This window comes from Dactylosporangium cerinum (assembly GCF_042653625.1).
GTDB lineage: Bacteria > Actinomycetota > Actinomycetes > Mycobacteriales > Micromonosporaceae > Dactylosporangium > Dactylosporangium cerinum.
Map to the genome: position 1 here is coordinate 47546 of NZ_JBHSIU010000021.1, position 13086 is coordinate 60631.

The 13086-nt window shown below is 73.1% G+C and carries 12 protein-coding genes; 7 read left to right on the forward strand and 5 right to left on the reverse strand.

All coding sequences use genetic code 11. From position 1 onward, the window contains the following. Positions 1 to 52: 52 nt before the first annotated feature. On the reverse strand, positions 53 to 2509 hold the full coding sequence (locus ACFPIJ_RS21485; RefSeq protein WP_380116955.1) for a sensor histidine kinase: 2457 nt from the start codon (positions 2507 to 2509) through the stop codon (positions 53 to 55). Positions 2510 to 2572: 63 nt separating this feature from the next. Continuing rightward, positions 2573 to 3322, reverse strand: coding sequence for an ABC transporter ATP-binding protein (locus ACFPIJ_RS21490; RefSeq protein ID WP_380116956.1), 750 nt, complete (start codon positions 3320 to 3322; stop codon positions 2573 to 2575). A 145-nt stretch (positions 3323 to 3467) separates the two neighbouring features. On the opposite strand from ACFPIJ_RS21490, the gene ACFPIJ_RS21495 reads away from it, so the two are divergent. Further along, complete coding sequence (locus tag ACFPIJ_RS21495; protein ID WP_380116957.1) at positions 3468 to 4058, forward strand: PadR family transcriptional regulator; 591 nt, start codon at positions 3468 to 3470, stop codon at positions 4056 to 4058. 7 nt (positions 4059 to 4065) lie between these two features. On the opposite strand, the gene ACFPIJ_RS21500 is transcribed toward ACFPIJ_RS21495, so the two are convergent. Next, positions 4066 to 5181, reverse strand: coding sequence for an NAD(P)/FAD-dependent oxidoreductase (locus ACFPIJ_RS21500; protein ID WP_380116991.1), 1116 nt, complete (start codon positions 5179 to 5181; stop codon positions 4066 to 4068). A 90-nt stretch (positions 5182 to 5271) separates the two neighbouring features. On the opposite strand from ACFPIJ_RS21500, the gene ACFPIJ_RS21505 reads away from it, so the two are divergent. Both ACFPIJ_RS21505 and ACFPIJ_RS21510 read left to right on the forward strand, forming a co-directional pair. Then, positions 5272 to 6213, forward strand: a complete 942-nt coding sequence (locus ACFPIJ_RS21505; RefSeq protein ID WP_380116958.1) for a PfkB family carbohydrate kinase — start codon at positions 5272 to 5274, stop codon at positions 6211 to 6213. 11 nt (positions 6214 to 6224) lie between these two features. Then, on the forward strand, positions 6225 to 7316 hold the full coding sequence (locus tag ACFPIJ_RS21510; protein WP_380116959.1) for a DUF5925 domain-containing protein: 1092 nt from the start codon (positions 6225 to 6227) through the stop codon (positions 7314 to 7316). Positions 7317 to 7343: 27 nt separating this feature from the next. Here ACFPIJ_RS21510 and ACFPIJ_RS21515 read toward each other — a convergent pair whose 3' ends face one another. After that, positions 7344 to 7736, reverse strand: coding sequence for a hypothetical protein (locus ACFPIJ_RS21515; protein ID WP_380116960.1), 393 nt, complete (start codon positions 7734 to 7736; stop codon positions 7344 to 7346). Between the two features lie 180 nt (positions 7737 to 7916). Here ACFPIJ_RS21515 and ACFPIJ_RS21520 point away from each other — a divergent pair, with 180 nt between their 5' ends. From ACFPIJ_RS21520 to ACFPIJ_RS21535, 4 genes are read left to right on the forward strand one after another with little or no spacing between them, the layout of a single operon-like run. After that, entirely contained in the window at positions 7917 to 10436 is a 2520-nt protein-coding gene (locus tag ACFPIJ_RS21520) for a sensor histidine kinase (RefSeq protein ID WP_380116961.1), read from the forward strand. Then, positions 10437 to 10859 carry a roadblock/LC7 domain-containing protein gene (locus tag ACFPIJ_RS21525; protein ID WP_380116962.1) on the forward strand — a complete coding sequence of 141 codons (423 nt, stop codon included), beginning with the start codon at positions 10437 to 10439 and terminating at the stop codon, positions 10857 to 10859. Next, positions 10846 to 11229, forward strand: a complete 384-nt coding sequence (locus ACFPIJ_RS21530) for a DUF742 domain-containing protein (RefSeq protein ID WP_380116963.1) — start codon at positions 10846 to 10848, stop codon at positions 11227 to 11229. Before ACFPIJ_RS21525 ends, ACFPIJ_RS21530 begins: the two co-directional genes overlap by 14 nt. Further along, a complete protein-coding gene (locus ACFPIJ_RS21535; RefSeq protein WP_380116964.1) occupies positions 11210 to 11815 on the forward strand; it encodes a GTP-binding protein in 606 nt (201 codons plus the stop codon). Before ACFPIJ_RS21530 ends, ACFPIJ_RS21535 begins: the two co-directional genes overlap by 20 nt. Here ACFPIJ_RS21535 and ACFPIJ_RS21540 read toward each other — a convergent pair. Beyond that, positions 11769 to 13085, reverse strand: a complete 1317-nt coding sequence (locus ACFPIJ_RS21540) for an FAD/NAD(P)-binding protein (protein ID WP_380116965.1) — start codon at positions 13083 to 13085, stop codon at positions 11769 to 11771. The genes ACFPIJ_RS21535 and ACFPIJ_RS21540 overlap by 47 nt on opposite strands. Between the last annotated feature and the right edge of the window lies 1 nt (position 13086).

Genomic DNA, 13086 nt, shown 5'->3' on the forward strand with positions numbered 1-13086 from the left:
CCCACGGACGGCAACCGCACGAGGGTCTACACGGACGGCAACCGCACGAGGTCTACAGGGACGGCAGCCGCACGAGGAAGGTCGTGCCGGGTTTCTCGCCGTGGTCGTTGACCGTGATCGTGCCGCCGTGGCGTTCGATGACGGTGCGGCTGATGGCCAGGCCGAGGCCGGTGCCGGGCAGGCCGAGGCTGCGGATGTTGGAGCCGCGGAAGAAGCGTTCGAACAGCCGGGAGCGTTCCTCCTCGGGGATGCCGACGCCGGTGTCGGTGACGCGCAGGTCGACCCCGGCCGCGTCGCGGAGCAGTTCGATCTCGACCCGGCCGCCGGCGGGGGTGAACTTCACCGCGTTGGTGACGAGGTGGTCGACGACCTTGCGCAGACGTGGCTGGTCGCCGGCGACGGGAGCCGGCCCGTCCGGCAGCGTGACCCGGAAGTCGATGTCCTTCTCCTCAGCGGCGCGGGTGCCCGCAAGCGCGGAGGCGTCGACCACGGCGGCGAAGTCGAGGGGCCGTTCGACGAGGGAGACGTAGCCGCTCTCCAGGCCGGCGAGGTCCAGCAGGTCGTCGATGATCGCCCGGAGGTTCTCGGCGTTGCGGGCGATGACGGCCAGGAACTGGGACCGGGTCGTCTCGTCGTCGTTGTCGTGCAGGAGCAGTTCGGTGTACGACGAGATCGACGTCAGCGGCGTGCGCAGCTCGTGGCCGACGAGTGAGATGAACTCGTCCTTCGTGCGGGCCAGCTGCCGGGCCAGGTCCTCGGCGCGGCGGCGCTCCAGGAACTGCCCGACGTGCGCGGCGATCCCGGACAGCAGCGCGATGAGGGACTGCTCGGGCTCCTCCGCGGCGTCGCCGAAGAAGCTCAGCGTGCCGGTGACCCCGCCGCCGTCGCGGATCGGCACGGCGAGACCGACCCGCAGGCCGTGCCGGGCCAGCGACGGCACGTTGAGCCGGCTCGCGACCGCGGAGATGTCGGGGATCCAGGTGGGCTGGCCGGTTTCCCAGGCGACGCCGGACACGCCGACGCCGGGGGCGAGCGGGCCGGGTTCGGGGATGACGTAGCCGGGTTCGGTCCACATCGCCGCGTTGCGCAGGACGTTGCCGACCTTGTCGACCAGCCACAGTTCGCTGTGCGGCCACTGCAGCGTGCGGGCGACCGCGCCGAGCAGCTCCGGGCCGCCCTCCTCGATGGTGGGCGCGTTCTCCAGGATGCGGGCGACCGCGAGCTCGCACTCGATGAGCCGCTCCGCCCGGCGCCGGTCGGTGACCTCGTGCAGGGCGGCGACGGCGCCGAGCCGGTTGCCGTCGGTGTCACGGATCGGCTGTGCGTTGGCGGTGAAGCTGCGGCGGGGGCGCTCGGGCCGGTGGATGACGACCTCGGCCTCGCGGACGTGCTGGCCGTGGAACGCCCGGACGAGGGGCAGCTCCTCGGAGGAGGTGCCCTGCGCGCGGAGGTGTTCGACCCAGGCCTCGGCGGTCGTGTGGTCGGCGTCGCCGGCGATCTCCCGCATGGCACGGTTGAACAGGATCAGCTTGCCCCGCTCGTCGCAGGCGACCACGCCGGCGTCGAGGTTGTCGAGCAGGGCGCTGAGGAAGTGGCGCTCCCGGGCCAGCTGCCGTTCGGCGGCGACGCGTTCGCTGATGTCGTAGACGAAGGCGTGCGCGTGCCGGCCGGTCGGGCCCTCCACGACGTTGAGGGTGAGCTCGACCGGGAACTCGTCGCCGGCCCGGTTGATGGCGTAGAGCTGGAGCCGTTGTCCGATGAGCTTCGGCACGCCGCCGCGCGCCATCCGCGTCAGCCCGGCCCGGTGCGCGGCCCGGAAGCGTTCCGGGATGATCAGCTCGTCGACCTGCTTGCCGAGCGCGTCCTGCGCGGACCAGCCGAAGGTGCGTTCGGCGGCCCGGTTCCAGCGGGTGATCTCCCCGGTGAGCTCGATGCCGACGAAGGCCTCGAGCGCGGTCTCCAGCACCGCGTCGGTCTCGGCCGCGGCGATCGCGATGTCCTGACGGCTGGTCTCCGCGCCCAGCATGACCTCCAGCATCGCGGCGCACTCCGCCACCGCCGCGACGTCGTCGTCGGTCCAGTGCCGGGGCACGGAGTCGGTGACGCAGACCGCGCCCAGGGTGTAGCCGTGCAGGTCGTGGATGGGCTGGCCGAGGTACGCCGTGACCCCCTGGTCCTGCACCGCGCCGAGGTCCCGCAGCATCGGGTGGTCCCGGGCGTCGCTGACGACGAGCGGCGCGTTCTCGGTCACCACGTACTGGCAGAAGGAGCTGGTCGCCGGCAGGGCGTCGACGCGGTCGAGCTCCGGCGGCAGGCCGTGCCGGCCGACGATGTGCATCCGCTCGTCGTCGACGAGGGTCAGCAGGCCGACCGGCGCGACGACGGACCGGGCCGCGAGCCGCACCAGGCCGTCGACGGGCGCCGACGACGACGCGAGCAGTGTCCGGGCGCGCTGGAGTGCGGCGAGCCGTTCCGGCTGCGCGAGCACGCCAAGATCGAGTTGCGGCATGTCACACCCCCAACCCGCAAGCACGTCGCGTTGATCGTACCTGCGCAAAGGGGTTAAATCAGACTAAAGCCGTAGCTGCGTGGCGCGTGCGAGCGTCGAGGAGGGGTCCTCGCCGTCGGTCAGGTCGATGTCGTCGGTGAGCCGGCCGTCGGTCAGCCGGATCAGCCGGTCGCACCTGGCCGCGATGTGCTGCTCGTGGGTGGCGAGCAGCACCGTCATCCCGTGCTCCTCGCGCAGGTCGAGCAGCAGGTCCAGGATCTGCGTGCCGTTGGCGGAGTCGAGGTTGCCGGTCGGCTCGTCGGCGAGCAGCAGCTTCGGCGACCCGATCAGCGCCCGGGCGATCGCGACCCGCTGCTGCTGGCCGCCGGACAGTTGCGCCGGCAGCGCCCGCTCCCGGCCGCCGAGGCCGACCGCCTCCAGGAGCCCGCGGGCGCGCTCGGCCTTGTCGAAGCCGACCCGGAACGGCAGCACCGGCGCGATCACGTTGTCCAGTGCGGTCAGGGCGGGCAGCAGGTGGTACCGCTGGAACACGAAGCCGACCGTGCGCCGGTATTCGCTGAGCCGGCGCCGCCGCAGGGCGGTGACCTCGACGCCGTCGACCACGATCGTGCCGGCGTCGGCGGACTCGATCGCGCCGATCAGGTGCAGCAGCGTCGACTTGCCCGAGCCGCTCGGGCCGGTGACCGCGGTGAAGCTGCCCGCGCCGACCTGCAGGGTCAGCTCGTCGGCGGCGACGATGTCCTGTTCACCGGTGTGGAAGCGTTTGGTGAGGCCCGCAACGGACAGCGCGGCCCCCGTGGACGTGGCGGTCATGCCGTCACCTCCGCTGCGCTCCGGCGCCGGCCTGACCCAACACTGAGCCGCCGATGACCGGCTCCTCTGCTGCGCTCCGGACCGTTCATGTCCCTACTCTGTCGCAATGCATTGCGACAATGCAAGAGGCGGGTAGTCTCTGGACATGCCGATCCATCACGCGGTGCTGTCGCTGCTGTCGCATGGACCCAGTTACGGGTACGAGCTGAAGGGCGCCTTCGAGACCGCGGTCGGCCCGCAGTGGGGCCCGCTGAACATCGGCCACCTGTATCAGATCCTGGACCGGCTCTCCCGCGACGGCATGGTCAGCTCCGAGCGGCACGCCCAGGCGGTGAAGCCCGACCGGGTGGTCTACGAGATCACCGACGCCGGCCGCGGCGAGCTGCGGCGCTGGCTGGCCGAGGCGAGCCCGCGCAGCGGCGGTTTCCGCGACGACTTCTTCCTCAAGGTGACGGCCGCGGCCCGCTCCGGCGACCCGGAGGTGGTGCGGACCGTGCTCGGCCAGCAGCGCACGTACCTGATGCGCGAGCTGCGCAACCTCGATGGCCTGCGACGCAAGGCGGCCGACCCGGTCGTCGGGCTGCTGCTGTCGGCGGCGACCAGGCACGTCGAGGCCGATCTGGCGTTCGTCGACGACGCGGAGCAGGCGCTGCTGCGCGACCCGGCGACGATCGCCGGCCTGGCCGGCGTCCAGCACTCCGCTCCGCAGCCGGAAGGCCTGCAACGACCGGCCTGAACACGCCTCAGGTGCGCGGGTGCAGGGCTCCCCGCCGCAGGCCCGGGATCTCGAACGGCTCGCCGAGCAGCTCCGCCGCGCCCAGCCGGGCGAGGGCCGGCGCGGTCTGGATGCCGAAGCCGCCCTGCCCCGCGAACCAGTAGAAGCCGTCCTGCGCCGGGTCGGGTCCGACGACCGGGTTGCGGTCCGGCGCGAACGTGCGCAGCCCCGCCCAGCTGGTGCGGACCCGGCGCAGTTCGAGGGTCGTCGCGGCGGCGACCCGCTCCACCGCCAGGGCCACGTCCTCGGGTGCGGCCACCGCGTCGACCGGCGGCGACGGCGTCTCGTCGCAGGGCGACACCAGCAGACCGCCGCTCTCCGGCCGGAAGTAGAACTCGTCGCCCACGTCGAGCACGAGGGGCCAGTTCGGCGCCACACCGTCGATGGACACGATCGCCACGGTCCGGCGCATCGGCGTGAGCCGCGCCGCCGGAACCCCGAGCCGCCCGGCCACGGCGTCCGCCCACGCGCCGGCCGCGTTGACGACCCGGCCCGCCTCGAGCTCGCCGCGGTCCGTGGTGAGCCGCCAGCCGCTGCCGGTCCACTCGCCCGCCTCCAGGCCGATCGCGGTGCGCAGCACCACCCCCGCCGTGGCGGCGCGCTTGCGGTACAGCTGATGCAGCGCGTCCACGTCGATGTCCTGTGCGGTCCGCTCGATCGCCGCCCGCGCGATCGCCGACGGGCGCAACGCCGGGCACAGCGTCTGCGCGCCCTCGACGTCCGTGCCCCGCAGCGACGGGTTGGCGGTGAGGAGCGCGTTCATCGCCGGCAGCTGGTCCTCGCGGGCCACCCAGACGAGCGGCCGGGCCCGCAGCAGGGGCGTGCCCGACTCGGCGCCGAGCGCGTCGAGGATCGTCCGCGACGCGCGGGTCAGCGCGCGCACCTCGGGCGAGCCGTAGCTCTCCAGGAACGCGGCCACGGACCGTCCGGTCGTGTGATACCCGAACTGGTTCTCGCGTTCGAGCACCACGATCCGCAACGGCTCACGGTGGCCGCCAGCGGCCTCCGCCCGTTCGACCAGCCGGCCATCAAGCTCGGCGAGCTCGGCGGCGAGGGACAGGCCGGCCATGCCCCCACCGATCATCGCCACGTCTGCGCGTTCGATCCTGTGATTGTCGCAGGCGATGTTGCGAAGTCGCAGAATGTTCCCTCTCCAGCCGGGTACCCACGGCGCGTGAAATTCGCCGAGCTCGCCACCCGCTGGCAGGACCGTCCCGTGCTCGTCGTCGGAGACGCCGTGCTCGACTGCTGGTTGAGCGGCACCCCGACCCGGATGAGCCGGGAGGCCCCCGTCCCCGTCATCACGCTCGACGCGACCCGCGAGGTCGGCGGTGGCGCCGCCGCCCTCGCCGCCGCCTTCACCGCGCTGGGCGCCCGGACCACCGTCGTCGGCGCGACCGGTGACGACGACGCGGGTGCCACGCTGCGGTCCAAGGTCTGGGACGACGGCGCCACGGACCGCATGGTCGTCGCGGTCGGCCGGCGCACGCTCACGAAGCGCCGAGTCGTCGCCGCCGGCCAGGTCGTGGCGCGGTTCGACGACGGCGACACCGCACCCCTCGGCGGGGCGGCCGCCGACACGCTGCTGCAGCGGCTGGCCGAGTCCCTCGCCGAGTCCCCGGCCGCGGTCGTCGTGTGCGACCTGGGCGCCGGCACGCTCGGGCGGGCCGTGCGCTCGCTGCTCGCCGCCCGCCGGCTCGACGTGCCGCTGCTGACCGTCGACGCCCTGGACGTCGCCCCGTGGGCGCACCTGGGCCCTGACCTGATCACCGTCACCCTCGACACGGTGAGCGGCGTGGTCGAAGGCACCAACGCCGCAGCCGTCGCCGCGGCCCGCGGCATGCTGCTGCGCTCGACCGCGGCTGCGGTCGTGTCCGTCACGCTCGACGCGGAGGGGACGGTCGTGCTCAGCCAGGACGCCGACACCGTCCACACGTCCGCCGCGCCGGGGCCGCGCAACCAGCCCGCCTACGTCGCCGGCTTCGTCCTCGCCCAGCTCGCCGGCGCCACCGTCGCCGAGGCCGCGGCCACGGCGCAACGCTGCGCCGCCGCCCGCCCCCGCGACCTCGCCCCGGCCGTCACGAAAATTGGTGGCCTGGAGGCGACCCCGGCCTGATCCTGGTATGCATGCCTCCCGTCGATCCCACCGCCGTGCTGCCGGTCGCGGCCGCCGTGGACGACGCGGACAGCGTCATCGACGTCCTCGACCTCCTGGCCCTCTCGGCGTTCGTCGCCGGCAGTCAGCCGTTCGCCCGCACCCGGCACCTGTCGAACCTGCGCCGCGAGGCGACCCTGCTCCCCGAGGGCGCCACCGTCCTGCGTGAGGCGCGCGACGACGACGACGTCTGCACCCTCGCCGCCGGCGACGGCTGGACCCTGCGTGCCACCCGCTGGAAGCAGGGCCGCCGGGCCAACGTCACGGTCACCGCCGTCTCCGCGGACCTCGCCGACAGCGTCCTCGCCGGCGCCGTCGACGGGGCCACCGAGCCGCCGCCGCCCGCCGACGAGTCGGTGTCGATCGGCTTCTGGCACAGCGGCAAGCACGGCCCGCAGCGCACCCCGCGCCGGATCACCGCCGAACCGTGGGCGGACATCCGCACCAACTACGCCACGAAGACCGCCGAGGCGCTGGACCGTCTGATGGCCACGACCGCCGAGCAGGTCAGCGGCCGGATGATCCTGCTGCACGGGCCGCCCGGGACCGGCAAGACCACCCTGCTGCGCACGCTGGCCAAGCAGTGGCGCGACTGGTGCCAGGTCGACTGCGTGCTCGACCCCGAGCGGCTCTTCGCCGACCCCGCGTACCTCATGGACACCGCCCTCGGCGAGGACGACGGTGGCACGCCGAAGTGGCGGCTGCTGCTGCTCGAGGACTGCGACGAGCTGATCCGCGGCGAGGCCAAGCAGGCCACCGGGCAGGCCCTGTCCCGCCTGCTCAACCTCACCGACGGCCTGCTCGGCCAGGGCCGCGACGTGCTGGTCGCGATCACCACCAACGAGGACGTCGCGCTCCTGCACCCCGCCGTGGTGCGCCCGGGCCGCTGCCTGGCCCAGCTGCACGTGGCGCCGCTGCCGTTCGCCGAGGCCGCGACGTGGCTCGGCACCCCGGCCGGGATCGGCCCGGACGGCGCCACCCTCGCCGAGCTGTACGCCCTGCGCGACGGCGCCCCACGCCTGACCGTCACCGACGACCCGCCCCGCGTCGGTCTCTACCTCTGAGCTGTCCCGGTCCCGACCCGGCGGCGGTCAGCCCAGGGTGACCTCGGCCTCCGGGGTGTGGCCGGTGCAGCGGATCACGACGCGGACCTCCCGGCCGTCGGTCTTGAAAGTCACCCGGTACTCCTTGCCCGGGCCCTGCTGGGCGTTCTCGACGCGGAAGCCGAGCGCGGGGCTCAGCGCGTCGGCCCAGGTGAGGCCCGCGTCACAGCGGGCGACGATGTTGCCGCCGGGGGTGCGCAGGACCTTCGGCGAGGGCGACGGTGACGGTGACGCGGCGGGGGCGGCCGAGGGCGTGACCGGGGTCGTCGCGGTCAGCAGCGCCGATCGGACCGCCTCGACCCGGCCGACGCCGAACGCGCTGATCGCCGCCGTGCACATGGTCCAGGCCCCGATCGCGAAAACCCACCGTCCACCTCGCATGCCGGGCGCCCTGCCCGGAGCGTGGGAAAGCACACCGGGCCGCGGGGGAGGGCGCGGACGAGATCGCGGGCGAGCCGGGTTTGGGACGGCGACGACCTTGTTGGTGACTTCCTCGCCCGTCTGTCCGTATCATGCCCGAGACGCGCCACCCCCCTTGTCGACGCGACCCACGAGGATCACATGAAGTCCCGCACGTGGAGAATCCGCACGTGGTCGATCCGCGCCAAGATCGTCACCCTGCTGCTGCCGCCGTTGTTGTCGCTCGTCGTGCTGTGGGTCTTCGCGACCAGCCTGACGTCGGGTGCGGTGGTCGAGCTGTTCGACGCCCAGACCTACTACACGCTCGCGGCTGAGCCGGCCGAGTCGGTGATCGTCGAGCTGCAGCGCGAGCGGAAGCTGTCCCAGGTGTACCTCGGCGCCGGCCGGGCCGAGGGGAAGCCGGAGGCGGCGCTGCTGGCCGAGCAGCGGCGCAAGTCCGACGCGGCGATCGGCAACTTCCGTACCCTCGCCTCGAAGGACGACCTCAAGGAGGCGATGCCGGCCGGGGCCACCGGCCGGCTCGGCGAGATCATGGTGGCGCTCGACGGAATCGTGTCGGGGCGCTCGGGGATCTCGCTCGGGCAGGTCGACCGGTCCGGCGCGATGGAGATCTACAACGGCCCGATCGACACGATCTACCGCTGGTACAACGCGCTGCCCGGCGTCGGTGACGCGCAGCTGGGCAAGGACGCCCGGACGAACATCGCGATGAGCCGGGCCCGGGAGCTGCTCGCGCGGGAGGACGCGCTGGTCAACGGCGCCGCCGCGGCGGGCAAGTTCATCCGCACCGAGAGCGCCGACCTGGTCGCGATGATCGGCGCGAAGCGCAACGCCTACGCGGAGCAGTCGGCGGAGCTGCCTGCGGCAGAGCTGCAGACGTACCGGAACATCCAGGCGGGCGAAGCGCACAAGAAGCTCACCGATTTCGAGAACAAGATCATCGCTGAGGCCAAGCCGAACGCCGCGATCCCGGTCGACATCACCGTGTGGCGGGACGCGTACGACAAGCTCGCCGAGCAGCTGCGCCAGCTGGACCTGCAGTACGGCGACACGATCCTCGTGCGGGCCGAGCCGGTCGCCGTCGACATCGTGGTGCGGCTGGTGCTCGCCGCGGTGCTGGGGCTGCTCGCGATCGCGATCTCGGTCGTGCTGTCGATCCGGATCGGCCGGTCGCTGATCAACCGGCTGACGGGCCTGCGGCAGGACGCGCAGTCCCTCGCCGACCAGCGGCTGCCGGAGCTCGTCGGCCGGCTGCGGCGCGGCGAGGAGCTCGACCTGGCCGAGGCGGCGCCACCACTGGAGTACGGCACCGACGAGATCGGCAAGGTGGGCAACGCGTTCAGCGCCGTGCAGCGCACCGCGATCGAGTCCGCGGCGCACGAGGCGCAGCTGCGGCGCGGGCTCAACGAGGTCTTCCTCAACATCGCCCGGCGCAGCCAGACGCTGCTGCACCGCCAGCTGGCGCTGCTGGACCGGATGGAGCGGCGCACCGGCGACCCCGAGGAGCTGGAGGACCTGTTCCGGGTCGACCACCTCGCGACCCGCATGCGCCGCCACGCCGAGGACCTGGTCATCCTGGCCGGCGCGACGCCCGGCCGGGGCTGGCGCAACCCGGTGCCGATGGTCGACGTGGTCCGCGGCGCGGTGTCCGAGGTCGAGGACTACGCCCGGGTGGGCTTCCTGACGCTGCCGGAGGCGGCGCTGGTCGGCCGGGCCGTCGCCGACGTCATCCACCTGCTCGCCGAGGTGATCGAGAACGCCACGTCCTACTCGCCGCCGCACACCCGGGTGCAGATCAGCGGGCAGCTGGTGCCGAACGGGTTCGCGGTCGAGATCGAGGACCGCGGCCTGGGCATGGCGCCGGAGGCGATCGAGGAGGCCAACCAGCGCCTGCTGCACCCGCCGGACTTCGACCCCGCCAACAGCGCCCGGCTGGGCCTGTTCGTGGTCGCGCTGCTCGCCGCCCGCCACGGGGTGCGGGTCACGCTGCGGTCCTCGCCGTACGGCGGCGTGACCGCGGTCGTGCTGATCCCGCCGCACCTGATCAGCGGCGCGCCCCCGGAGCTGACCGCCTCGACCGCCGCCGAGCTGGCCGCGGAGCCGGCCGGGCCGGTCACCGAACTGATCACCGAGCCGGCGCCGGACCTGACGACCGTCCCGGCGTCGGCGAAGGTCCCCACCGCGGGGTTCTCCGCGTGGGCCCCCGAGCCGCCCGCCGGGCAGCCCGGATCCCACGCCGACGGGCTGCCGGTGCGGCCGGCGGAGCTGGCCCGGCCGTCGTTGGTCGAGCTCGTCCCGCAGGCCGCCCGCCGCACGCACGACGTCGACGCCGAGGTGCTGCCGGAGCGCCCGGAGGTGCCACGGGCGGAAGCTCCACCCGTGCCGATGCGGCAGCCGGAAACGGACCAGGTCATCGACCTGACCGACGACGGGCTGCCGAAGCGGCGCAGGCAGGCCAGCCTCGCTCCCCAGCTGCGGGAGCGACCCGACGACGAGCACACGGTGGACGGGATCCCGGCGTCGCAGTTCGCGGCCGCTGCGGCCAGCCGGTCACCGGAGCAGACCCGCGCGATGATGACGTCGCTGCAGGCAGGGTTCACCCGGGGGCGCCGGGAGGCGGCGCTCACCGACGATCAGCCCACATCGGAAAGGGACGCATAGGTGGCACAATCGACGAGTCGCACCGGCAAGCTCGACTGGCTCCTCGACGATCTCGTCGAACGGGTCGAGTCGGCGCAGCACGCCGTGGTGCTCTCCGCCGACGGGCTGCTCATGGGGGCGTCCCAGGGGCTCGGGCGCGACGACGCGGAGCATCTGTCGGCGGTGGCGTCCGGGTTTCAGAGCCTGGCCCGCAGCGCCGGCCGGCAATTCAACGGCGGTGGCGTCCGCCAGACGATCGTGGAGATGGACGACGCGTTCCTGTTCGTCACCGCCGCTGGACAGGGCGCCTGCCTGGCCGTGCTGAGCGCCGCGGACTCCGACATCGGCGTGATCGCCTACGAGATGGCGATGCTGGTGACCCGGGTCGGGCAGTACCTCACCGCACCGTCACGAACGGGCGCCCCGTCCGATGCCGCCGGGTGATCACGACTGGCTCGACTCCGACGCCGGGCCGGTGGTGCGCCCCTACGCGGTGACCGGTGGACGGGCCAGACCCGTCGTCGGTGGGTTCGACCTGGTGGCGTTTGTCGTGAACGCGGCCGACGGGAAGGGCCCCCGGCACCTGCAGCCGGAGCACTATGCGATCCTGGCCCGCACCCGCGAGCCGGTCACGGTCGCGGAGCTAGCCTCACACCTCGATCTCGCGCTCGGCGTGGTGCGCGTCCTGCTGGGCGACCTGCTCCAGCAGGGACTGATCGAGATGCACGAACCGGTGTACGACCAATCCGTCGGGCCGCAGCGGCCCGACGATCGCATCCTCAAGGCGGTTGTCAATGGTCTCCGATCGCTCTGACGGGCACATCCCGCTGGCGGTGAAGATCCTCATCGCCGGAGGATTCGGCGTCGGCAAGACCACGCTGGTCAGCGCGGTCAGTGAGATCCGTCCCCTGCAGACGGAGGAGGTGCTCACCAACGCTGGTGTCGGCATCGACGACGTCAACGGGGTCGAGGGCAAGACCACCACGACGGTGGCGATGGACTTCGGCCGGATCAGCATCAACGACGACATCGTGCTGTACCTCTTCGGCACACCCGGACAGGACCGGTTCTGGTTCCTGTGGGACGAGCTCGCGCTGGGTGCGCTGGGCGCGGTCGTGCTCGCCGACACCCGGCGGCTCACCGACTGCTTCCCGTCGGTGGACTACTTCGAGCAGCGCAACACGCCGTTCCTGGTCGCGGTCAACTGCTTCGACGGGGTGCAGAAGTACAGCGCCGAGGCGGTCCGCAAGGCCCTGGACCTCGACCCGGACGTGCCGGTGGTGCTCTGCGACGCCCGGGACCGGCGCTCGATCAAGGACGTGCTCATCGCCCTCGTCGAGCACGTGATGACGATCAAGCAGCCACCGGCACTCGAGCCAGCGCGGCGGCCTGGGTTCTGATCTCCGGCACGGCCGTCGTCTCCCACCAGGCACCCCGCCGGGTCGGCCCGATCGCGACGATGCGGTCGGACGCCCCGCCGTCCCGGTCGACCAGGCGGCCGTGCCCGTCGACGTCGAGGCCGGTCCCGGTCGGGTCGCGGCGGGCCAGGCCGTCGTCGAGCAGTGCCCGGCCGAGGGTGCTGGTGGCCGCGCCGCCGGGGCCGGTGCAGTTGACGATCGCGCCGACCGGCCAGCTCTCGTAGCTGCTCTTGTCGTCCTTGCCTTTGAACCGCAGCGTGACCACGAAGCCCCGCTCGCCGCGGCGGATCGAGTGGATCGCCGCCGCGTGCGTGCAGAGCGCGCCGCTGTCGCGCAGCGCGGCGATTCTCGCGGAGACCGTCGGCGCCATCCGGTGCCGGTGGACCTCCCAGTAGGCCGCGACGTGCTGCAGGAACCGGCGCCGCGCGTCGACGGACAGCTGCCACCACAGCTGGTCGAGCTGGGGCCGCAGGGTGTCGACGGCGCAGCGCCAGTCGGGCTCGGTCGCCGCGTAGCGCCGGACCGCCCGCAGCAGGCCGCCCGCGTCGGTGCCGTCGTGGGCGAAGCTCCCGGTCGCCTTCGGCTGGATCTCCAGATGCGACTGGGGGAGCAGCCCGCGCCGGGACACCGCATGCAGCGGCGCCCGCCGGCCCCGGTTGCTCAGCGACATCGCCACGTCCAGCGCGGTGAGCCCGGTGCCGATCAACAGGACCGGCACGTCCCCCGGCACCCGGTCCAGCGCGCCCGGCGTCCACGGGTTTCCCACATAGTAGGGGTGGGTCCGCACGGCCGAGGTGATCGACAGGGGGCCGGCCGGGGCGCCGTGGCCGAGGGCGAGCACGACCCGGTCGCCGGAGACGGTCTGGCCACCGCGGAGGATCACGTTTCGCCGCTCCGGCCGCTCCTCCAGGCGGATGGCGACACCACGGACATGCTCGAACTCGACCTGTGACAGCCGGTCGTGCAGGTAGTCGCCGAACACGGCGCGCGGCGCGAAGTCGGCCGGCCCGATGGGGAGTCCCTGGTCCCGGCACCAGTCGACGAAGTCGGTGGGCGCGTCGGCGAGGGCGCTCATCGCCACGGCCCGCGAGTTGAGCAGGTGCGTCGGGTCGGTGGTCCGGTATGCCGCGCCCCGGCCGAGCGCGTCCGGCGCGGCCGGGTCGACGAGCACGATCCGCTCGCCGGCCTTGCTGAGGTGGATCGCCGTCAAGGCGCCGCTACAGCCTCCACCTACTACCACTGTGGTATTCATG

Excerpts from the sequence above, each read along its gene's own strand:
- ACFPIJ_RS21485 (WP_380116955.1), bottom strand. The coding sequence starts at position 2,509 with ATGCCGCAACTCGATCTTGGCGTGCTCGCGCAGCCGGAACGGCTCGCC.
- ACFPIJ_RS21490 (WP_380116956.1), bottom strand. The coding sequence starts at position 3,322 with ATGACCGCCACGTCCACGGGGGCCGCGCTGTCCGTTGCGGGCCTCACC.
- ACFPIJ_RS21495 (WP_380116957.1), top strand. The coding sequence starts at position 3,468 with ATGCCGATCCATCACGCGGTGCTGTCGCTGCTGTCGCATGGACCCAGT.
- ACFPIJ_RS21500 (WP_380116991.1), bottom strand. The coding sequence starts at position 5,181 with ATGATCGGTGGGGGCATGGCCGGCCTGTCCCTCGCCGCCGAGCTCGCC.
- ACFPIJ_RS21510 (WP_380116959.1), top strand. The coding sequence starts at position 6,225 with ATGCCTCCCGTCGATCCCACCGCCGTGCTGCCGGTCGCGGCCGCCGTG.
- ACFPIJ_RS21515 (WP_380116960.1), bottom strand. The coding sequence starts at position 7,736 with ATGCGAGGTGGACGGTGGGTTTTCGCGATCGGGGCCTGGACCATGTGC.
- ACFPIJ_RS21520 (WP_380116961.1), top strand. The coding sequence starts at position 7,917 with ATGAAGTCCCGCACGTGGAGAATCCGCACGTGGTCGATCCGCGCCAAG.
- ACFPIJ_RS21530 (WP_380116963.1), top strand. The coding sequence starts at position 10,846 with ATGCCGCCGGGTGATCACGACTGGCTCGACTCCGACGCCGGGCCGGTG.
- ACFPIJ_RS21535 (WP_380116964.1), top strand. The coding sequence starts at position 11,210 with ATGGTCTCCGATCGCTCTGACGGGCACATCCCGCTGGCGGTGAAGATC.
- ACFPIJ_RS21540 (WP_380116965.1), bottom strand. The coding sequence starts at position 13,085 with ATGAATACCACAGTGGTAGTAGGTGGAGGCTGTAGCGGCGCCTTGACG.